The sequence below is a fragment of the Geodermatophilus sp. SYSU D00663 genome (genome assembly GCF_054050655.1).
The window spans coordinates 42,667-61,738 of the sequence record NZ_JBJGZT010000028.1 but is presented as its reverse complement, the minus strand read 5'-3'; the positions used below and the strand labels follow the sequence as shown (position 1 = coordinate 61,738).

Annotated in this window: 19 protein-coding genes; 7 read left to right on the top strand and 12 right to left on the bottom strand. The window is 76.5% G+C overall.

Features of this window, described 5'->3' with window-relative positions; genetic code table 11:
• Positions 1-49 precede the first annotated feature (49 nt).
• The 5 genes from ACI79Z_RS19190 to ACI79Z_RS19170 form a co-directional block, all read right to left on the bottom strand.
• Positions 50-1,102 carry a substrate-binding domain-containing protein gene (locus tag ACI79Z_RS19190; RefSeq protein WP_456903512.1) on the bottom strand — a complete coding sequence of 351 codons (1,053 nt, stop codon included), beginning with the start codon at positions 1,100-1,102 and terminating at the stop codon, positions 50-52.
• Between the two features lie 102 nt (positions 1,103-1,204).
• Positions 1,205-2,365: an ABC transporter permease gene (locus ACI79Z_RS19185; protein WP_387992800.1), complete on the bottom strand. Its 1,161-nt coding sequence runs from the start codon at positions 2,363-2,365 to the stop codon at positions 1,205-1,207.
• 11 nt (positions 2,366-2,376) lie between these two features.
• Positions 2,377-3,927, bottom strand: coding sequence for a sugar ABC transporter ATP-binding protein (locus tag ACI79Z_RS19180; protein ID WP_387992797.1), 1,551 nt, complete (start codon positions 3,925-3,927; stop codon positions 2,377-2,379).
• 176 nt (positions 3,928-4,103) lie between these two features.
• The gene (locus ACI79Z_RS19175) at positions 4,104-5,270 is read right to left on the bottom strand and encodes an ROK family protein (protein ID WP_387992794.1); all 1,167 of its coding nucleotides are present in this window, start codon (positions 5,268-5,270) and stop codon (positions 4,104-4,106) included.
• Positions 5,271-5,274: 4 nt separating this feature from the next.
• Positions 5,275-5,964 (bottom strand): alpha/beta fold hydrolase, encoded by a 690-nt coding sequence (locus ACI79Z_RS19170; protein WP_456903511.1) that lies wholly within the window; start codon positions 5,962-5,964, stop codon positions 5,275-5,277.
• A 131-nt stretch (positions 5,965-6,095) separates the two neighbouring features.
• On the opposite strand from ACI79Z_RS19170, the gene ACI79Z_RS19165 reads away from it, so the two are divergent.
• Positions 6,096-7,541 carry an NAD(P)/FAD-dependent oxidoreductase gene (locus ACI79Z_RS19165; protein ID WP_387992788.1) on the top strand — a complete coding sequence of 482 codons (1,446 nt, stop codon included), beginning with the start codon at positions 6,096-6,098 and terminating at the stop codon, positions 7,539-7,541.
• 64 nt (positions 7,542-7,605) lie between these two features.
• On the opposite strand, the gene ACI79Z_RS19160 is transcribed toward ACI79Z_RS19165, so the two are convergent.
• From ACI79Z_RS19160 to ACI79Z_RS19150, 3 genes are read right to left on the bottom strand one after another with little or no spacing between them, the layout of a single operon-like run.
• Positions 7,606-8,274, bottom strand: coding sequence for an alpha/beta hydrolase (locus ACI79Z_RS19160; RefSeq protein ID WP_387992785.1), 669 nt, complete (start codon positions 8,272-8,274; stop codon positions 7,606-7,608).
• Between the two features lie 4 nt (positions 8,275-8,278).
• Positions 8,279-9,550: an erythromycin esterase family protein gene (locus ACI79Z_RS19155; protein ID WP_456903510.1), complete on the bottom strand. Its 1,272-nt coding sequence runs from the start codon at positions 9,548-9,550 to the stop codon at positions 8,279-8,281.
• A complete protein-coding gene (locus ACI79Z_RS19150; protein WP_456903509.1) occupies positions 9,550-10,686 on the bottom strand; it encodes a carboxylate-amine ligase in 1,137 nt (378 codons plus the stop codon). The genes ACI79Z_RS19155 and ACI79Z_RS19150 overlap by 1 nt, the downstream gene beginning before the upstream one ends.
• A 325-nt stretch (positions 10,687-11,011) precedes the next feature.
• On the opposite strand from ACI79Z_RS19150, the gene ACI79Z_RS19145 reads away from it, so the two are divergent.
• From ACI79Z_RS19145 to ACI79Z_RS19135, 3 genes are all read left to right on the top strand, one after another.
• Entirely contained in the window at positions 11,012-11,956 is a 945-nt protein-coding gene (locus ACI79Z_RS19145; protein WP_387992776.1) for a S1C family serine protease, read from the top strand.
• A 96-nt stretch (positions 11,957-12,052) separates the two neighbouring features.
• Positions 12,053-13,003, top strand: coding sequence for a GGDEF domain-containing protein (locus ACI79Z_RS19140; RefSeq protein ID WP_387992773.1), 951 nt, complete (start codon positions 12,053-12,055; stop codon positions 13,001-13,003).
• A 152-nt stretch (positions 13,004-13,155) separates the two neighbouring features.
• On the top strand, positions 13,156-14,553 hold the full coding sequence (locus ACI79Z_RS19135; protein WP_456903508.1) for an NAD(P)/FAD-dependent oxidoreductase: 1,398 nt from the start codon (positions 13,156-13,158) through the stop codon (positions 14,551-14,553).
• Here the strand turns inward: ACI79Z_RS19135 and ACI79Z_RS19130 are convergent.
• Together ACI79Z_RS19130 and ACI79Z_RS19125 are read right to left on the bottom strand one after the other, a co-directional pair.
• Positions 14,550-15,356 (bottom strand): SDR family oxidoreductase, encoded by an 807-nt coding sequence (locus ACI79Z_RS19130; protein ID WP_387992767.1) that lies wholly within the window; start codon positions 15,354-15,356, stop codon positions 14,550-14,552. The two genes, ACI79Z_RS19135 and ACI79Z_RS19130, sit on opposite strands and share 4 nt — an antisense overlap.
• Entirely contained in the window at positions 15,353-15,553 is a 201-nt protein-coding gene (locus tag ACI79Z_RS19125) for a hypothetical protein (protein ID WP_456903507.1), read from the bottom strand. The genes ACI79Z_RS19130 and ACI79Z_RS19125 overlap by 4 nt, the downstream gene beginning before the upstream one ends.
• On the opposite strand from ACI79Z_RS19125, the gene ACI79Z_RS19120 reads away from it, so the two are divergent.
• A complete protein-coding gene (locus tag ACI79Z_RS19120) occupies positions 15,490-15,747 on the top strand; it encodes a mycothiol transferase (RefSeq protein WP_456903520.1) in 258 nt (85 codons plus the stop codon). The two genes, ACI79Z_RS19125 and ACI79Z_RS19120, sit on opposite strands and share 64 nt — an antisense overlap.
• A gap of 4 nt (positions 15,748-15,751) precedes the next feature.
• On the opposite strand, the gene ACI79Z_RS19115 is transcribed toward ACI79Z_RS19120, so the two are convergent.
• The gene (locus ACI79Z_RS19115) at positions 15,752-16,681 is read right to left on the bottom strand and encodes a hypothetical protein (RefSeq protein ID WP_456903506.1); all 930 of its coding nucleotides are present in this window, start codon (positions 16,679-16,681) and stop codon (positions 15,752-15,754) included.
• 132 nt (positions 16,682-16,813) lie between these two features.
• On the opposite strand from ACI79Z_RS19115, the gene ACI79Z_RS19110 reads away from it, so the two are divergent.
• Together ACI79Z_RS19110 and ACI79Z_RS19105 are read left to right on the top strand one after the other, a co-directional pair.
• Positions 16,814-17,071, top strand: a complete 258-nt coding sequence (locus ACI79Z_RS19110) for a ubiquitin carboxyl-terminal hydrolase 14 (protein WP_387992758.1) — start codon at positions 16,814-16,816, stop codon at positions 17,069-17,071.
• Positions 17,071-18,642 (top strand): Na+/H+ antiporter, encoded by a 1,572-nt coding sequence (locus tag ACI79Z_RS19105; protein ID WP_387992755.1) that lies wholly within the window; start codon positions 17,071-17,073, stop codon positions 18,640-18,642. The genes ACI79Z_RS19110 and ACI79Z_RS19105 overlap by 1 nt, the downstream gene beginning before the upstream one ends.
• A 6-nt stretch (positions 18,643-18,648) precedes the next feature.
• Here the strand turns inward: ACI79Z_RS19105 and ACI79Z_RS19100 are convergent, their stop codons facing one another.
• Entirely contained in the window at positions 18,649-19,038 is a 390-nt protein-coding gene (locus ACI79Z_RS19100) for a hypothetical protein (RefSeq protein WP_387992752.1), read from the bottom strand.
• Positions 19,039-19,072: the final 34 nt, after the last annotated feature.

The following is a 19,072-nucleotide window of genomic DNA, read 5'->3' as shown; positions in this document are numbered from 1 at the left end:
GGAACGGGGCGGAGCCGCCGGCGTGCACCGGCGGCCCCGCCCGGGTGGATCAGGACTCGAAGGCGTTGTCGATGTACTGGTCGACGTTGTCCGCGGTGACGACCGGCGCGTTCAGCACGATCTGCCGCGGGACCTCCACCTCGGTCAGGTCCGACAGCGCCTTGTCCTGCGCCACGAGCCGGGCCAGCTTGATGCCGTCGGCGGCCTGCGTGTGCGGGTAGATGACCGTCGCCTGGAGGACCGAGTTGCCCTCCTGGATCGCCCGCATGGCGTTGGCCGAGCCGGCGCCGCCGACCATGAAGAACTCGTCGCGGCCGGCGTTCTGGATCGCGGCCAGGACACCGACGCCCTGGTCGTCGTCGTGGTTCCAGATCGCGTCGATCTGCGGCGCCGCCTGCAGCAGGTTCGCCGCCGCCTCCTCGCCGCCCTCGACGGTGAAGTCCGCGGCCACGCGGTTGTCGACGTTGAGGCCACAGTCGGCCAGCGCGTCGGCGAAGCCCTGGCTGCGGTCCTGGGTCAGCGGCAGCGAGTCGATGCCGGCGATCTCCGCGACGACGGCGTCGGGGTTGTCGCCCAGCTGCTCGCAGATGTACGTGCCGGCCGAGACGCCCATGCCGTAGTTGTCACCCAGGATCGTGGCCCGGGCGGCGAACGGGCTGTCGAACTCGCGGTCGACGTTGATGACCGGGATGCCGGCCTCCATCGCCTGCAGCGCGACCGGGGTCAGCGCGGCGCCGTCGAAGGGCAGCAGCACGATGGCGTCGACGCCGTCGTTGATGAACGTCTCCACCTGGCTGATCTGGGTGCTGACGTCGTTGGTGCCCTCCGCGACCACCAGCTCGACGTCCTCGTAGTTCTCGGCCTCGGCGCGGGCGGCCTCGGTGATGCCGGCCATCCAGCCGTGGTCGGCGGCCGGCGCCGAGAAGCCGATGGTGACGGTGTCGCCGGCCTCGTCGTTGTCGCTGGCGGCCTGGTTGCCCCCGCCGCCGCCCGACTCCTCCGGGGTGTTGCTCGTGCAGCCGGCCACGAGCACGCCCGCGCTGAGCAGGGCGACCGTGGCGTACGGCAGGCGGCGGAACGGACGCTGCCTCGTTGCGGACATGCTCTCTCCTCGGGTGTCGCCCCCTCTCCGGAGGCGGTGAGCTGCCACCGGACGGGGGTCCGGTGGGTGGTGCGGTCCGGCGCGCGGGTCGCGCGCCGGGAGTCAGAGGGTCTTGCCGCTCGCGGCCGGGCGCGTGCCGCCCGGTCCGCCCTCGACGGTCGAGCCGCCGGAGACCGCCCCGGCCGGGCCGCCCGCGGGGGGCAGGCCGCCGGACGGCGGTCCCGCGGTGGGCCGGCGGAAGCTGAACCCGCCGGTGGCCAGCCGCTGCTGCAGCAGGACGGCGAGGACGATGATCACGCCGCGGGCCACGGCCTGGGCCGAGCTCGACAGGTTGTTGAGCGTGAAGACGTTGCCGAGCGTCGTGAAGATGAGGACGCCGAGGACGGTGCCGACGATCGTCCCGCGCCCGCCGATGAGCAGCGTGCCGCCGATGACGACCGCGGCGATGGCGTCGAGCTCGTAGAGCGTGCCGTGGGTCGAGCTGCCCGTCGTCGTCCGCGCCATGATCATCACCGCGGCGATGCCGCAGGTGATGCCGGAGAGCACGTAGAGCTTGACGGTGTGCCGCTGCACCCGGATGCCGGCGAGGCGGGCGGCCTCGGCGTTGCCGCCGACGGCGAAGGTGCGCCGGCCGAACGTGGTCCGGTTGAGCAGCACCCACCCGGCGATCGCGACCAGCGCGAAGATGATGACCAGCGTCGGGACGCCGAGCACGTCACCGGAGAAGAAGGACAGGAAGTCGCTGTCCTGCACGATCTGGGTGCGCCGGTTGGCGATGATCTCGGCCAGGCCGCGCGCGGCGGCGAGCATGGCGAGGGTGGCGATGAAGGCCGCGAGCCTGCCGTAGGCGATGACCACGCCGTTGATCAGCCCGGCCACCGCGCCGACGACCAGCGCGGTGAAGACCATGACGATCCAGTGGAAGTCCTCGGCCATCTGCTGGGTGGCCAGCGTGGTGGCCCACACCGACGCCAGCGCCACCAGCGCGCCGACCGACAGGTCGATGCCGCCACCGATGATCACGAACGTCATGCCGACGCTCACCACGCCGATGACCGAGGCCAGCCGCAGGATGGTCAGGATGTTGTCGACGTCGGCGAAGCGGTCCCCCGCCGTGATGACGCCGACGACGCACAGGACCACCAGCGCGACGACCAGGCCCAGGTTGCGGCCGACCGGCCCGCTCATGAACCCGCCTCCCGACCGGTTGCGGCCGGCGTCCTTGCCGGAGCCCGCGGTCACCGCGGTGCTGCCCTCACTCATGCCCTGCCCACTCATGCGACGTCCCCTTCGTGCACCGGGACGCCGTGCGTCGACGTCCCCTCCATGACCAGGTCGAGCACGCGGTGCTCGTCGAGGGCCGAGGCGGGCTCCTCCGCCAGCACCCGGCCCTCCGCGATGACGAGGACCCGGTCGGCCAGACCGAGCACCTCCGGGATCTCGCTGGAGACGACGACCACCGCGACGCCGCGGTCGGCGAGGTCGCGCACCAGCGCGTAGATCTCCGAGCGCGCCCCGACGTCGACGCCGCGGGTGGGCTCGTCGAGCAGCAGCACCCGGCAGTCGCGCAGCAGCCAGCGGGCGAGCACGACCTTCTGCTGGTTGCCGCCGGACAGCGTGCGCACCTCGCGGGTCTCGTCGGCCGGGCGCACGTCGAGCGACTTCACCTGCTCGCGGGCGGCCTTGCGCTCGGCGGCGCCGGAGAGGAAGCCGCCGCGGGCGAAGCGGGCCAGGCTGGAGATGCTGATGTTGCGGGCGACGGACTCGCCGAGCAGCAGGGCCTGGCTCTTGCGCTCCTCGGGCGCCAGCCCCACGCCGGCGGCCACCGCGGCGCCGACGTCGCCGTGCCGCAGCCGGCGACCGTCCACGCGGACCGCGCCGCCGGTGGCGTGTCGCGCGCCGTAGACGGTCTCGAGGATTTCCGACCGGCCGGAGCCGACCAGCCCGGCCAGGCCCACGATCTCGCCGGGTCGCACCGAGAAGGAGACGTGGGAGAACGAGCCGTGCAGCGACAGGTCCTCGACCTCGAGCACCGGCTCGGCGGTGGGCGCGGGGCGGTGGTGGCGCTCGGGGAAGACGTACTCGATGTCCCGGCCGGTCATCAGCGTGATGACCTCGCGGGTCGGCGTCTCGCGGGCCGGCAGCCCGGTGGCGACGGTCCGGCCGTCCTTGAGGACGGTGATCCGGTCGCCGATCTCGCGGATCTCCTCCAGCCGGTGGGAGATGTAGACGACGGCGACGTCGTGCGCGGTGAGGTCGCGGATCACCGTGAACAGCCGCTCGACCTCCTCGTTGTCGAGGACCGCCGAGGGCTCGTCCATGATGATCAGCCGCGCGTCCTGGGACAGCGCCCGCGCGATGCTCACCATCTGCTGGGAGGCGGCGGGCAGCGACCCGACCTCGGCGGCCGGCCGGATCTCGGGGTGGCCGAGCCGGGTGAGCAGCTCCCCCGCCCGCCGGTTGAGCTCGCGCGGCCGCACGAAGCCCATCTGGGCCTGCTCCCGGCCGAGGAAGACGTTGTCGGCGACGGTGAGCCCGGCGACGAGGTCGAGCTCCTGGTAGATCGTCGCGATGCCCAGGCCCAGCGCGGCCTGCGGCGTGGACAGCCGGACCTGCTCGCCGCGCCAGAGGATGGTGCCCTCGTCCGGCTGGTGGGCGCCGGCGAGGACCTTGATCAGGGTCGACTTGCCGGCACCGTTCTGACCGAGGAGGCAGTGCACCTCCCCCGCGCGGACGTCGAGGTCCACGCCCCCGAGCGCACGGACGCCCGGGAAGGTCTTCACGATGCCGTGCATCTCCAGCAGCGGCGCTCCTGCCGGTGGCATGGCCTCACCTCGGACTTCTGCTCAACGCTGACCATTAGTCTGTGCAGCGGTGACCATATGAACGGAGTCACAAGGGGTCAAGACCCCGTGAGCGGCGTCACCGAACCGAGACCTGCGACGGGCCAGGTCAGGGCAGGGACGGCCGTCTCCGGCGTCCCACGACGGCAGCCGGTGGCTCAGCGGGCCAGGGCCTGGTGGACCGAGTCCCCGTCGAGGTAGCCCTGGATGGCCATGAGCGCGGCGCCCACCCGGCCGGACAGGTCGGGGGCGTCGCTGACGGTGATCTCCAGCGCGCGGGCGGCCAGCGGCATGGAGCGGCCGTAGACCGCCTCGCGGATGCCGGCCAGCAGCGGCGCCCCGGCCTGCGCGACCCCGCCGGTCATCACGATCCGATGGGGGTTGAAGAAGTTGACCAGCGCGGCCAGCACCGTGCCGATGGTGCGCCCGGCCCGCCGGACCAGCTCCAGCGCCGGGCCGTCGCCCTGGGCGGCGAGCTCGATGACCTGCCGGGTGCTGGTCACCGGCAGCCCCGCCTCGACGGCGTCGCGCAGCAGCGCGCCACCGCCGGCGAGCGCCTCCAGGCAGTTCTCGTTGCCGCAGCGGCACAGCACGGTGCGGCCGTCCGGCGTCGGCACGTGGATGTGCCCGATGTCGCCGGCGCTGCCCTGCGCGCCCCGGTACACCTCGCCGTCGACGATGACCCCGCAGCCGATGCCGGTGCCGACCTTGACCACCAGCACGTCCTCGGCCGAGCCCCCGACGCCGATCTCCCCGAGCGCCATGACGTTGACGTCGTTGTCGACGAGGACCGGGCAGCCGTAGCGGGCGAACGCGCCGGGGATGTCGTGGTCGTGCCAGCCCGGCATGATCGGCGGGTGCGACGGCCGGCCCGTCGAGAACTCCACCGGCCCCGGCACGCCCACCCCGACGGCGCACACGTCGGCCGGGGTCAGCCCCGCCTCGGCGAGCACCTTCTGGGCCAGCCGGTCCACCTCGGCGAGCACGACGTCGGGGCCGTCGGCGATGTCGATCGGGTGCCCGACGGTGGCGAGGATCTGCGCGGACAGGTCGGTGACCGCGACGTCGACGCTGGTGACCCCCAGGTCGACGGCGAGCACGCAGCCGGCGCCGCTGTTGAACCGCAGGAGCGTCGGGGGGCGGCCGCCGGTGCTGCCGCCGCGGCCGCCCTCCTGCAGCAGGCCGGCGGCGATCAGCTGGTCGACGCGGGCACTGACGGTGTTGCGCGCGGCCCCGGTGAGCGCGACCAGCTCGGCCCGGCTCCGCGCGCGGCCGGTGCGCACGTGGTGCAGCAGTGCGCCGGCCGAGGCGGACGTGGAGGCCATGACGTCATGGTGACACGCCGGAGGCGCGTCCCCCCTCCTCCGCGATCCCGGCAGCTCGGAGAACCTCCCGGAGGACGGCGGCGACGGCGTCCGGGTGGGTCTGGACGGTCATGTGCCCCGCCCCGGACACCTCGACGACCCGTCCCGACGGCGCGGCGGCGGCCACCGCGGCGGCCCAGTCGGCCGGGCAGAGCCGGTCCCGCGTGCCGCGGACGACGGTCACCGGGACGCCGACGCGGCGCAGCCGGACGTCGATGCGGTCGGGCGCGGCCACCCGCCACAGCGCCCGCATCGCCCGGGGGCCGGTGGTCAGCCACTGCGCCAGGATCAGCGGCGCCTGCCACCAGGGCTCGCGCAGCGCGGTCCGCAGCCACCGCGCGGCCAGCCGCGCGGGCCGGCGCAGCCGCGGGTCGGTCGACGGGCCGAGCAGGACGACACCGGCCACCCGCGGGTCGACGGCGGCCGCGGCCACCACCTGGCACCCCTGCGAGTGGCCGGCCAGCACGACCGGACCGGGGCCGAGCCGGTCCCGCAGCCGGGCGGCCAGCACGTCGAGCGGAGGCACAGGTGCAGACCGGCCCATCCCGGGTAGGACCACGACGTCGGCGGGCGACCGCCGGCGCAGCCGTGACCACGACCGCCCGTCCAGGCCCAGCCCCGGGACGACCACGAGCCGGGGGATGACGACGGGCACCGACCTGGTTGTACCGGGCAGGACCGGACACCGCGAGTGCACCGGCGGAGGGCCGCCGTGACGGGGATCACCCCCGGAACCGGCCCGCCGGGAGACAGCGGAGCCCCTGACGGGAGAGGATCACAGTCATCATGACGACATCACCTGCGCCCACCGCCAGCTCCTCGACCGGCCGGCCGCGGGTGGTGATCATCGGCTCCGGCTTCGGCGGGCTGTTCGCCGCGAAGGCCCTGCGCAACGCCGACGTCGACGTCACCGTGGTCGCCAAGACCGGCCACCACCTCTTCCAGCCGCTGCTCTACCAGGTGGCCACCGGCATCCTCTCCGAGGGCGAGATCGCCCCGGCCACCCGCGAGGTGCTGCGCCACCAGAAGAACGCCAAGGTGGTCCTCGGCGAGGTCGTGGACATCGACGTGGACGCCCGCACGGTCACCTCCACCATCCTGGGCCGCACCACGATCCACCCCTACGACGAGCTGATCGTCGCCGCGGGTGCCGGCCAGTCGTACTTCGGCAACGACCGGTTCGCCGAGTTCGCCCCGGGCATGAAGAGCATCGACGACGCCCTCGAGCTGCGCGGCCGCATCTTCGGCGCCTTCGAGCTGGCCGAGCTCGCCACCGACCCCGCCGAGGTGGACCGGCTGATGACCTTCGTGGTCGTCGGCGCCGGCCCGACCGGGGTGGAGATGGCCGGGCAGATCGCCGAGCTCGCGCACCGCACGCTGCGCCGCGACTTCCGCAACATCGACCCGCAGCGGGCCCGCATCATCCTGCTCGACGGTGCGCCGCAGGTGCTGCCGCCGTTCGGGCCGAAGCTGGGCGAGAAGGCCCGCCGGCACCTCAACGAGATCGGCGTCGAGGTCCAGCTCGGCGCGCTGGTCACGGACATGGACGCCGACGGCCTCACCGTCAAGGACTCCGACGGCCAGCTGCGCCGCATCTCGGCGGCCACCAAGGTGTGGGCGGCCGGCGTGCAGGCCTCGCCGCTGGGCCGGCTGCTGGGCGAGAAGACCGGCGCCGAGGTCGACCGCGCCGGGCGCATCGCCGTCCAGTCGGACCTGACGCTGCCCGGCCACCCGGAGATCCACGTCGTCGGCGACATGGCCAACCACCCCGACCGGCTGCCCGGCGTCGCCCAGGTGGCCATCCAGGGCGGGCGCTACGCCGCCGACCAGATCAAGCGCCGGCTCGCCGGCCGGGAGCCGCGCGGCGCGTTCCGGTACCGGGACAAGGGCAACATGGCGACCATCTCGCGGTTCTCCGCGGTCGCCGACATCAAGAAGATGAAGTTCGAGGGCTTCATCGCCTGGGTGATCTGGCTGGTGGTGCACCTCTTCTACATCATCGGCTTCAAGAGCCGGGTCACCACGGTGCTGCACTGGATGGTCAGCTTCCTCGGCCGCGGCCGGTCGCAGCGGGTGGCCACCCAGCAGCAGGTCTACGGCCGGCTGGCGCTGGAGAAGCTCGGCCCCGGCTTCGAGGCGTCGAAGACCGGCGGGCCGAAGGACCACCCGCACACGCCGGACGAGGTCAACGCCGAGCAGCAGCACGACTTCGTCGGCCGCCGCACCGCCTAGCCACCCCGCACGTCCCGACGGCCCGGACCCCCGGTGAGGGGGCCGGGCCGTCGCGCGTCCGGGCTCAGCGCAGCCAGGCGTCCAGCGCCGCGGTCACGAGGTCCGGGGTCACGACGTGGCCGCCGTCGAACTCGTCGTAGGTGACGTCGTAACCGGCGGCGGCGAGGTCCCGGGACACCCGGCGGCCGCAGCGCGCCACCGGCAGCACGCGGTCGCGGGTGCCGTGGGCGATCCAGATCCGCGGCCGGCCGGTGCGGCCCGGCGGGGCGACGAAGCCCGGTGAGAACGCCAGCAGCGCCTCGAACAGGTCGCCGTTGGCCAGCCCGAGCGACAGCGCGTACGAGCCGCCGTCGGAGAAGCCGCCGAGCGCGGCCCGGGAGACCGCGAGGCCGGCGGCGACCCGCTCCAGCGCCGCGTCGAGGACCGCCACGTCCCGGCCGAGCCCGCCGGCGAGCAGGTCCCAGGTCGAGGCGACCGAGGAGGTCGCGAGGACGGCGACCCCGCGGGCGGTGGCGACGTCGCCCACCGCGGCCAGCGACTGGTCCGCCGTCCCGCCCGCCCCGTGGCAGAACACGAGCAGCGGGCGCGGGCCGGGCGGGCCGCCGGGGACGGCGACCAGCGCCTCCGGGCCGCCCAGCTCCAGCGCGGTCGTGCCGGCCGGCAGCGGTGGCCCGGCGGGCTGCGCACCGGGGCGGGCGTCGAGGCGGCCGGCACCGGCCGCGGGCAGTGCCACCGGACTACACCGCGTGTGCCATCGGCGGCACGTGCTCGTCCGGCCGCTCGAGGTGCAGCGGCTGCAGCGGCGTCGTCTCCTCCAGGTACAGCAGGGCGTCGTAGCGGTCGCCCGTCACCGTGGGCACGTAGTTGCCCCAGCGCTCCCGCTCGGGCCGGTAGACGACGCCGATCGCCCGGTGCCCGAGCCGCCGGTCCAGCCAGTCCGGGCGCTCCCCGGGCGGGACGACGACGAGCGCGTCGTGCCCGACCTCGCGGTGCAGCAGGTCCTCGAGGCTCCCCTCGCGCGCGGGCGGCACGGTCATCCGCTCCATCTGCGCGCCCCACTCCCGCCCGGCGACGACGCCGCCGCGGTGGCCGGCGAGCCCCACCAGGACGACGTCGCCGGCGCCGTGCCGCTCGCGCAGCAGCCGGCCGACGTTGGTCATGCCGGCGTCGGCCATGTCGGTGGCCCGGGCGTCGCCGACGTGCGTGTTGTGCTCCCAGACCACGGCCTTCGCGCCGGTGTGGCCCATCAGCCGGTCGAGGGTGTCGGCCATGTGCACGTCCCGGACGTTCCACGACTCCGCGGAGCCACCGACCATCGCCCGGTAGTAGCGCTCCGCGCCGACGACCACCGCGGCGTTCTGCTCGGCGGAGAACCGGTCGTCGGGGTCGTCGTCCGCGCCGCGCTGCTCGCACAGCCGCCGCAGCAGCGCGACGACGGTCTCCTCGCACGCCGCCGGGGCGAACCGCTGGGCGAAGGCGTACTCGACGCCGTCCTCGCCGAAGGGCTCGAAGCAGCGCAGCGCCTGCCGGGCGGCCTCGACGTGGCCGGGTTCGTGCTCCTGCACCCAGGCCAGCAGCTCGTGCATCGAGTCCCAGAGGCTGTAGACGTCGAGGCCGGCGAAGCGCACCCGCGCGGCCTCGGGGCGGCCCGCGTTGACCCCGCGCAGCCACCGGCAGAAGTCGACGACGTCGTCGTTGGCCCACATCCAGGTCGGCCAGCGGTCGATCGCGTCCAGCGCCGTCCGCGGGTCCTCGGCGCCCCCGGGCCGCAGCCGCACGCTGCGGTCGACGCGGGCGCAGTCGGGCCAGTCGCCCTCGACCGCGACCAGCCCGAACCCGCGCTCCCCGACCAGCCGGCGGGTCAGCGCGGCGCGCCAGGCGTAGTACTCGTGGGTGCCGTGACTGGCCTCGCCGACCGCCACCACGCGCGCCTCCCCGATGCGCTCGAGCAGCGGGTCGAGGTCGGCGTCGTCGCGCAGCGGGCGGGCCAGATCCCCGAAGCCGTCCATCAGGACCTCCCGGCCGCCCCCTCGCGGACGACCCACTCCGCGACCGCCCGGCGGTCGCCCGTGCGCAGCCAGGTGCTCCGCTGCCGCGCCGCCGACGTACCCCGGCCGAGCAGGTCCTGCACCCGGGCGGTCACCTCGTCCCACTCCCCCGCCGTGGTCAGGTCCTCCTCCAGCTCGGCCAGCAGCCCGGTCACCGCCGTGCGGGCGTCGACCAGCTCCTCGCGCAGCGGGTCGAACAGCGGGCCGGTGAGCCCGGAGCGAGCCGCCCGCCACCGCGCCGCGCGCAGCACCTCCGGGCGCAGCTCCGGCACCGGCTCGCCGCGCTGCGCCCGCCCGGCGAGCACGCGCACCAGCGAGCGGACCAGCGCGGCGTGCAGGACGGTGTCGTCGAGGGTGGTGCAGACGTCTGCCAGCCGGAACTCGATCGTGGGCAGCCGCGCCGAGGGGCGGACGTCCCAGTACAGGTGCGACCCGTCGGCCACCACGCCGGAGGCGACCAGCGCGGACAGCACCCGGCGGTAGCCGTCGGCGTCGCCGAGCGGCTCGGGCGCACCGGCGTGCGCGAAGCGGGTCCACCACAGCGTCCGCCAGGACTCGTAGCCGGTGTCGACGCCGTCGTGGAACGGCGAGCTGCCGGTCATCGCGAGCAGCACCGGCAGGTAGGGGCGGGTGCGGTCGAGGACGGCGACGGCGGTGTCGAGGTCGGGGACGCCGACGTGCACGTGACAGCCGCAGATGTCCTGCTGGCGCGCGAGCCCGGCCCAGCGGTCGACCATCGCCTCGTACCGCTCGCCCGGGGTGACCGGCATGGTGTGCCAGGAGTCCCACGGGTGGGTGGAGGCGGGCAGGAGCAGCAGGCCGTCGCGCTCGGCCGCGGCGGCCGCCTCGGTGCGGGCGGCCACCAGCTCCGCGCGCACCTGCTCGAGCGTGGTGCACACGCCGGTGGCGATCTCCAGCTGCGTGGTGGCGATCTCCGGGTGCACCCGCTCCCCCGCCTCGCCGGCCAGCGCCGCCGCGGACGCCCGGGGGCCGGGCGTCAGCTCCAGGGTGTCCGGGGAGACGAGGTGGAACTCCTCCTCGACGCCGAGGGTGCGCCCGACCGCACCGCCCTCGGTCTGCAGGCCGTCGGTGCGCACGCCCCTCCTCGGTGCCGGTCCGGACGCCGGGCAGGCCGACGCTACGGCCGCCGGGGCCCCGCCGCACCTGCTGACCAGCACGCTCGTGCTCTGCACACCCACGTGTGCAGAGCACGAAGGGGGACGCCGCAGGTGCCGCCGTGGCCGCCGTGGCCGCCGTGGCCGCCGTGGCCGCTCGTGCTCTGCCCGCAGGAGTGGGCAGAGCACGAGTGCGCGCGGGACACCTCCCGCCGTTCACCGTGGGCGCAACGGAGGGGGTGGCAGGGCGGCCCGGGGAGGCGTCCACTGGTCGGTGCAACGCTGTAATCACGACCGGAGGTGGACCGTGGCCCGACCCGACACCGACGCGGCCCTGGACGCCTACTCCCAGGTGGTCACCGCGGTCGCCACCGACCTCACCCCGCACGTCGCCGCCCTGCAGGTGACCTCACCCGACGGCCGCGGCGGCGGCGCCGGTTCCGCGGTCGTCGTCCCCGGTGACGGGCTGATGCTCACCAACGCGCACGTCGTCGGCCGGGCGCGCAGCGGGCGCGCGGTGTTCGGCGACGGCACCGAGACGCCCGTCGAGGTGGTGGGCACCGACCCGCTGTCCGACCTCGCCGTCGTCCGGGCGACCGCCGGCGCGCCCGAGCCCGCCGAGCTCGGCGACGCCGCGCAGCTGCGGGTGGGCCAGCTCGTCGTCGCCGTCGGCAACCCGCTCGGGCTGGCCGGGTCGGTGACCGCGGGCGTGGTCAGCGGCCTGGGCCGCTCGCTGCCCACCCGCGACGGGCGCACCGCCCGGGTGGTCGAGGACGTCATCCAGACCGACGCCGCGCTCAACCCCGGCAACTCCGGCGGCGCGCTCGCCGACTCGGCCAGCCGGGTGGTCGGCATCAACACCGCCGTCGCCGGGTGGGGCCTGGGCCTGGCGGTGCCGGTCAACGCCACCACCCGCCGCATCGTCGACGCGCTGGTCCGCGACGGGCGGGTGCGCCGCGCCTACCTGGGCCTGGTCAGCAGCCCCGCGCCGCTGCCGGCCCCGCTGGCCGAGCGCACCGGCCGGCGCCGCGGCCTGCGGGTGGTCGACGTCGTCCCGGGGTCGCCGGCCGACCGGGCCGGGCTGCGCGCCGGCGACCTGGTGCTGGAGGCCGGGCGGGCGCCGGTGGCCGAGGCGCAGAGCCTGCAGCGGCTGCTGTTCGCCGAGGCGATCGGCCGGCCGCTGCCGGTCACGGTGTACCGGCTCGGGGCGATGGTCGACGTCATCGCGGTGCCCACCGAGCTCACCGGCTGACCCTCCCCGGCGCCCTCCCTCCGAGGGGGACGGCCGTCGTCGCGCTCAGGACCGGCGTGACGGGTGACGATGTCGTCCGCGACGGAGGGAGGACCCGTGCACGGAGACCGCAGGGGTGGGCTGGGCCTGCTCGCGCTGCTGTACGGCTGCGCCGCCGTCCTGTGCGCCGCCGGTGCGCTGTGGCCGATGCACCCCCGGACACCGGTCGTCCTGCTGACCGCGCTCGCGGTCGTCGGCGGGCTCGGCTCCGCGGCGCTGTGGCACGTGCGCGAGCACGCGCCGACGGGCCGCTCCCCCATGGCCGTCGTGCACGCCGCCCTCGCGCTGCTGTCCCTGCTCACCGCGGTGCTCGCCTGGCGCTCGGTCACCGCGGTCGGCGTCGTCGGCCTCGGCCCGGTCGTGGTGGCGCTCGGGGTGCTCGCCGGGCACGTGCTGCCGCCCGCGCAGGCGCGGCTGCACGTCGCGGGCGGGGTCGCCGTCGTCACCGCGGGCGCGCTCGCCGCGGCGCCGGAGGGGTTCCTCTCGGCCTGGCTGGCCGCCGTCGCCACGGTCGCGGTGCTCACCGAGGCGCAGATCCGGCAGTCCGGGGCGCTGCGCCGCGCGGCCGGCACCGACCCGCTGACGGGGGTGGCCAACCGCCGCGCCTGGGAGGCCGAGTCCGCCCGGCTGCTCGCCCACGCGCAGCGCACCGGGGAGCCGCTGACCGTCGTCGTCCTCGACCTCGACGGGTTCAAGGCCGTCAACGACACCGGGGGCCACTCCGCCGGCGACGCGCTGCTGCGCTCGCTCGCCTCGGCCTGGAGCCGGGAGCTGCGCCGCTCCGACCTGCTCGGCCGCCTCGGCGGGGACGAGTTCGTGCTCTGCCTGCCCGGCACCGGGACCGACCGCGCCGCCGAGCTGCTGGACCGGCTGCGCGCCGTCTCGGTCGGGGCGTGGTCGGCGGGGGCGGCCGGCGCCCGGCCCGGCGAGGACCTCGCCGCGACGCTGGCCCGCGCCGACGCCGCGCTGTACCGGGAGAAGCGCGCCCGCCACTCGGCCGCCGGCTGACCTCCCGCGTCGGCCCGGCACCCCTCGGTGCCGACGCGCCACGGACCCCGCCGCCGCCCGACCGCGGCACCGCCAGGGCGGCGCCGCCGGTGCCACCCTGGGCCCGCCCGGCGACCGGTCGCGCGCGCCGTCCCGGGCGCGAGGGGGCGGCCATGGCCTCGGTGGTGGTGTGCGGCGGCGGCGTGGTGGGGCTGTGCGCCGCGATGATGCTCGCGGCCGACGGGCACGACGTCACCGTCCTCGAGTCCGACCCCGACGGCGCCCCGACCACGCCCGCCGAGGCGTGGGAGTCCTGGCGGCGCACCGGGGTCGCGCAGTTCCGGCAGCCGCACAACCTCTTCGCCCGGTTCCGCGCGGTCGCCGACGACGAGCTCCCCGGGCTCACCGACCGGCTGCTGGCCGCCGGCTGCGTGTGGGTCGACTACACGGCGCTGCTGCCCCCGGGGATCGCCGACCGTGAGCCCCGGGAGGCCGACGAGCGGCTGCGCTTCGTCACCGGGCGCCGTCCGGTGGTGGAGTCCACCGTGGCGGCCGCCGCCGAGGACACCCCGCGGGTCACCGTCCGCCGCGGCGTGCAGGTGGCCGGCCTCCTGCCCGGCCCGTCCGCGACCGGCGGCGTGCCGCACACCGGCGGGGTGCGGACGGCGGCCGGCGAGGAGCTGCGGGCGGACCTCGTCGTCGACGCCACCGGCCGGCGCACCCGCTCGGCGCAGTGGCTGGCCGACCTCGGCGCCCGGCCGCCGGAGCAGCGCGCGCAGGCCTCGGGGTTCGTCTACTACACGCGCTACTTCACCGGCCCCGACCGGCCGGTGCGCCGCGGTCCCGGGCTCATGCCGCTGGGCAGCGTCTCGCTGCTCACCCTCGACGGCGACAACGACACCTGGTCGGTCACCGTGTTCGGGCAGACCGGCGACCGGCCGCTGCGCGAGCTGCGCGACCCCGCCGTGTTCGACCGGGTGGTCGCGGCCTGCCCGCTGCAGGCGCACTGGCTGGACGGGCGGCCGCTGGGCGGGGTCACGGCGATGGCCGGGGGCCTGGACCGCAGCCGCCGCTTCACCGTCGACGGCCGGCCGGTGGTGACCGGCTTCGCCGCCGTCGGGGACGCGTGGGCGTGCACCAACCCGTCGGCCGGCCGCGGCCTGTCGGTCGGCATCGCGCACGCCGCGCTGCTGCGCGCCGCGGTCGCCCGCGACCTGGACCGGCCCGCCGACCTGGCCGCGGCCTTCGACGCGGCGACCGAGCGGCGGGTCGGGCCGTTCGTCACCGACCAGCTGGCCGAGGACCGCTCCCGGCTGGCGCAGATGGACGCCGCCCGGCGCGGGGCGCCCGAGCCGCCGCTGTACCCGGAGCTCGCGGCCTTCCTCGGGGTCGCGATGCGCGACGCCGACGTGTTCCGGGCGATGCTCGAGTACCGGCTGTGCATGGCGCCGCTGGCCGACCTGCTGGCCGTGCCGCTGGTCCGCGAGCGGGTGGCCGCGGCGGTGCCCGACCCGCCGCGGCCGTTCCCCGGCCCCGACCGCGCCCGGCTGCTGGAGCTGCTGGCCGCCTAGGGACGGCGCCAGTCGTCGCCGGTCAGGTGCGAGCCCGCCATCGGGCCCATCTGCAGCATGCCGCCGTCGACGGCGTACGAGGAGCCGGTCACGTAGGACGCCTGGGGCGAGGCGAGGAAGGCGACGACGGCGGCCACCTCGTGCGCGTCCCCGGGCCGGCCGACCGGGACGCCGGGGCGCTCGTGGCCGGGCGCGGTCGGGTCCTCGTCCTCCTGGCCGGTCATCGGTGTGGCGATCTCCCCCGGCGCGACGGCGTTGACGGTGATGCCGTGCTCGGCCAGCTCGATCGCCGCGACCCGGGTGAGCAGGCCGAGCCCGCCCTTGGCCGCGCAGTAGGCGGCCGCGCCGACCCGCGGCTGGTGCTCGTGCACGCTCGTCACGTTCACGATCCGCCCGCCCCGCCCGGCGGCCACCATGCGGCGGGCCGCGCGCTGCAGGCAGAGGAACGCCGCGTCGAGGTCGGTGGCCAGCACCTCGCGCCAGGTCTCGTAGTCGGTGTCCAGGACCAGCGTGGAGTGGCCGGTGCCGGCGTCGTTGACCAGGACGTCGACGCCGCCGAGGGCGTCGGCCAGGTCGTCGACGACGGCGGCGGCGCCCGGCAGCTGCGTGAGGTCGACGTGGCGCACCTCGGCCCGGCGCCCGCGGGCCCGCACCTCGTCGGCGGTGCCCTGCGCGTGCGCCTCGTCGCGGTACCAGGTGATGCCGACGTCGCAGCCCTGCTCGGCGAGCGCGACCGCGACCGCCCGCCCGATGCCCGACTCCGACCCGGTGACGACCGCGACGCGGCCCGCTGACTCCGTCATGCCCCCATGCTGGGGGCGGCGTCAGGGGCCCGCGCGGCGGCGGTGCAGCGGGCGGCCGCCTCCCGCCGGTGCGCGGCGAACTCCGGCGGGCCCAGGACGGTGAACGGCGCACCCGTGACGACCAGCGCGCACGCTGCCCGGTCGAGGTCGTCGCCGTCGACGCGCACCCGGCAGCCGCCCGGGCGCTCCCCGGTCACGGGCCGACGTCGCCGCCCCGGCCGACGAGGTGCGCCGCCGGATCGGCCGGTGGGCGAAGGCGCCGTGGTTCGCGCCGGGCGCGGTGCGGTCGGCGCGGCGGGTGTTCCTGCACGTGATCGCCGAGACCGCGCAGCACGCGGGGCACGCCGACGTCCTGCGCGAGTCCCTCGACGGGCAGAAGACGACGGGCTGACGGGTCAGGCCTCCAGCGGCGCCTGTTCCAGCTCCGTGACGCGGTCGGCGGCGCGGTCGCGGTCGGCGGCCGCCCGCCGCGCCGCCCGGTCGGCCGCCGCCGCCCGCCGGCCGGTCCGGGCCGCCTCGGCCCCGGCCGCCTCCGCGTCGGCACGCACCCGCTCGAGCTCGGCCTCCAGCTCCCCGACGCGGGCGGTGAGCTCCTCCTGCCGGCGGGCGGCCCGCCCGGCCCGCTCGTGCGCGGCCCGGGCGGCCTCCTCCGCCTCCGCGGCCTCGCGCTCCGCGGTCCCCGCCTCCTCGCGGGCCGCGGCCAGCTCGCGCTCGCGCCGCTCCTGCGCGGCCCGCCGCCGCTCCTCCGCCGCGCGCCGGGCGGCGTCCGCCCGGGCGTTCCGCTCCGGTGCCGGCGCGGTGCGCCCGGTCCGCGGCGGGGGCACCACCCGCAGGTCCGGGCGGGTGCCGAAGCCGGGCCCGAGGCCGCGGGAGGACAGCGGCGCGGTGAGCCGGCCGCCCAGCAGCGCCTCCCCCGCGTCCGGGTCGGCCAGCGCGGCCCGCAGCGTCTCCTCCACCTGGTCGGCGACGGCGTCGCTGAGCGGGGTGCCGCGGCGCGTGGCCACCGCCCGGGCCCGGCGGGTGAGCGCGGCCAGCAGCCGGGAGCGCTGGGTGCCCAGCTGCCGCAGCTCGTCGCCGGCCAGGGTCTGCTGCGCCTCGCGCAGCAGGTCGCCGAGCTCCACGAGACCGGCGATCTCGTCGGGCTGCTCGCGCACCAGGACGTTGCAGGCCCACGCCGCGGCCGTGGGCCGGGTGAGGGTGCCGATCTCCCGCGCGAGCGCCCGGTCCCCGGCGGCCCGGGCGCGGCGGGCGGCCTCGGTGCGGGCGGCCACGAACTGCCCGGGCGGCACCGCGTAGAGCTCCTCGGCGACCTCGTCGAGGTCCACGGCGCCTCCTCCCGGCTCGCACGGTCGCCGCCGACCCTGCCACGGGAAGAGCGGACCGGCCGGGGGACGTTGCCGCCCGCGTCGCGCGGGTGGTCGACTCCCGGCGACAGCCGCGACGAGAGGGGGACCGTGATGACGACGTGCGGGCACCTGGACCAGATCCGCGACGTCTCGCCGGACTCGGACGAGGGCTGCGGCGACTGCCTGGCCATCGGCAGCCGGTGGGTGCACCTGCGGATGTGCCTGTCCTGCGGGCACGTGGCCTGCTGCGACTCCTCCCCGAACCGGCACGCCACCGCGCACGCGGGCGCCACCGGCCACCCCATCGTCCGCTCGGTCGAGCCGGGCGAGGACTGGCGCTGGTGCTATGTCGACCAGGCGCTGGTGTGATGGAACTGCCCCTCGTCGGCCTGCTCGCCGGCTCCTTCGCCGTCAGTGCGCTGGCCCGGCGGCTGGGGATCTCCCCGCCGCTGCTCCTGGTGCTGGTCGGGCTCGCGGTGTCCTTCCTGCCGGGCGTGCCCGACTACGCCCTGGACCCGCACCTGATCCTCACGCTGGTCCTGCCGCCGCTGCTGTACTCCGCGGCGCTGGACAGCTCCTACCTGCGGCTGCGGGCCAACCTCCGCGCGATCGGCATGCTCGCCGTCGGGGCGGTGCTGCTCACCACGGTCGCCGTCGGGCTGGCCGCGTGGTGGCTGGTGCCGGGCCTGCCGCTGGTCTCGGCGCTGGTGCTCGGCGCCGTCGTCGCCCCGCCGGACGCGGTCGCGGCCACCTCGGTCGGCCGCCGGCTGGGCCTGCCGCGGAAGGTCATGACCATCCTGGGCGGCGAGAGCCTGGTCAACGACGCCACCGCGCTCACCGTGTACCGGGTCGCCGTCGCGGTCGCCGCGGGCGCCGGCTACGGCATCGCCGAGGGCGTGGGCGTGTTCGTCCTCGCCGCCGCCGGCGGCGCCGCGATCGGCTGGGCGCTGGGCTGGCTGGTGCACCGCATCCGCCGGCTGCTGCGCGACGGCGTGCTGGAGAGCGCGCTCGGCCTGCTCGTCCCGTTCATCGGCTTCACCGTCGCCGAGGAGGTGCACGCCTCGGGCGTCCTCGCGGTGGTCCTCGCGGGCCTCTACCTCGGGCACCGCTCCCCCGCGGCGCACCCGGTCGCCCGGTTGCAGGACCGCGCGGTGTGGCAGGCGGCCGACACCGTCCTCGAGGCGACGGTCTTCGCGCTGATCGGCCTGCAGCTGCGGGCGGTGGTCACCGGCGTCGGTCCGTCGGTGGGCGCGCTGACGGCGGTCGGCCTGTTCCTCGTGCTCGTCGCGCTGGCCGCCCGGGTCGTGTTCGTCTTCCCCACCACCTACCTGCGGCCGCTGGCCCGCCGCCGCCCGGACTGGACCCCGCCGCCGTGGACGTACCCCGCCGTCATCTCCTGGGCCGGGATGCGCGGCGTGGTCTCGCTCGCCGCGGCGGCCGGGATCCCGCTGACCACGCTGTCGGGCGCGCCCTTCCCCGGGCGCGACGAGATCGTCTACCTGACCTTCGTGGTCACCGTGGGCACCCTGCTGCTGCACGGGCTGACGCTGCCGGCCGTGATCCGGCGGCTGGGCGTGCAGGCCTCGGACGAGGCCGCCGACGCCCTCGCCGAGGCGCAGGCCCAGAACGACGCCGGCCGGGCCGCCGTGGCCCGGCTCGACAGCCTCGACGACGGCGACCCGCTGCACGCCGCCACCGTCGCCGAGCTGCGGCAGCGGATGGAGGCGCGCACCAACGCGGCGTGGGAGCGGCTCGGCGGCCCCGTCGCCGGCGGCGGCGAGACGCCGAGCGCGGTCTACCGGCGGATGCGCCGGGCCATGCTCGAGGCCGAGCGCGAGGTGTTCGTCCGGTACCGCGACGCGCGGCGCATCGACGACGAGGTGTTCCGGCGCGTGCAGCACGAGATGGACCTGGAGGAGGTCACCCTGCTGCGCGAGTAGGACCGCTCACCGGCCGAGCGCGGCCAGCCGCTCCTCGCGGGCGGCCCGCAGCAGGCCGGGCAGCCGCGGGTCGGCGAGGACGGCGGCGTCCCGGACGGCGACCTTGCGGAACGACGTCCCCGTGCCCTCGAGCAGCCCGCCGTCGAGGCCGGCGCCGGCCAGCGCCGCGCCGCGGTTGAAGCCGAGGTTGAGGTGCCGGTCGTAGACGTCGAGGTAGGCGTAGTGCTCGGAGTTCTTCCGCGGGCCCACGCCGTAGCCGACGGTGCGCTGGCGCGGCCACACCACCCGCACGACGCCGGGGTCGGCCTCGCGGACGAGGGCGTCCGCGGCGCGGACGAGGTCGGCGGTGGCGGGCGGCAGGCCGGCGAGCAGGAGGTCCCACGGGTCGTCGTCCATCCCGGCCATCCTGCCCCGGTCCGGGCCTAGGCTG

What these genes read in the sequence shown, in the direction of transcription:
- ACI79Z_RS19155 (WP_456903510.1), bottom strand. Translation starts at nt 9,550, where the DNA reads ATGGACGGCTTCGGGGATCTGGCCCGCCCGCTGCGCGACGACGCCGAC.
- ACI79Z_RS19130 (WP_387992767.1), bottom strand. Translation starts at nt 15,356, where the DNA reads ATGACGGAGTCAGCGGGCCGCGTCGCGGTCGTCACCGGGTCGGAGTCG.
- ACI79Z_RS19175 (WP_387992794.1), bottom strand. Translation starts at nt 5,270, where the DNA reads ATGGCCTCCACGTCCGCCTCGGCCGGCGCACTGCTGCACCACGTGCGC.
- ACI79Z_RS19105 (WP_387992755.1), top strand. Translation starts at nt 17,071, where the DNA reads ATGGAACTGCCCCTCGTCGGCCTGCTCGCCGGCTCCTTCGCCGTCAGT.
- ACI79Z_RS19165 (WP_387992788.1), top strand. Translation starts at nt 6,096, where the DNA reads ATGACGACATCACCTGCGCCCACCGCCAGCTCCTCGACCGGCCGGCCG.
- ACI79Z_RS19135 (WP_456903508.1), top strand. Translation starts at nt 13,156, where the DNA reads ATGGCCTCGGTGGTGGTGTGCGGCGGCGGCGTGGTGGGGCTGTGCGCC.
- ACI79Z_RS19190 (WP_456903512.1), bottom strand. Translation starts at nt 1,102, where the DNA reads ATGTCCGCAACGAGGCAGCGTCCGTTCCGCCGCCTGCCGTACGCCACG.
- ACI79Z_RS19100 (WP_387992752.1), bottom strand. Translation starts at nt 19,038, where the DNA reads ATGGACGACGACCCGTGGGACCTCCTGCTCGCCGGCCTGCCGCCCGCC.
- ACI79Z_RS19180 (WP_387992797.1), bottom strand. Translation starts at nt 3,927, where the DNA reads ATGCCACCGGCAGGAGCGCCGCTGCTGGAGATGCACGGCATCGTGAAG.
- ACI79Z_RS19185 (WP_387992800.1), bottom strand. Translation starts at nt 2,365, where the DNA reads ATGAGTGAGGGCAGCACCGCGGTGACCGCGGGCTCCGGCAAGGACGCC.
- ACI79Z_RS19110 (WP_387992758.1), top strand. Translation starts at nt 16,814, where the DNA reads ATGACGACGTGCGGGCACCTGGACCAGATCCGCGACGTCTCGCCGGAC.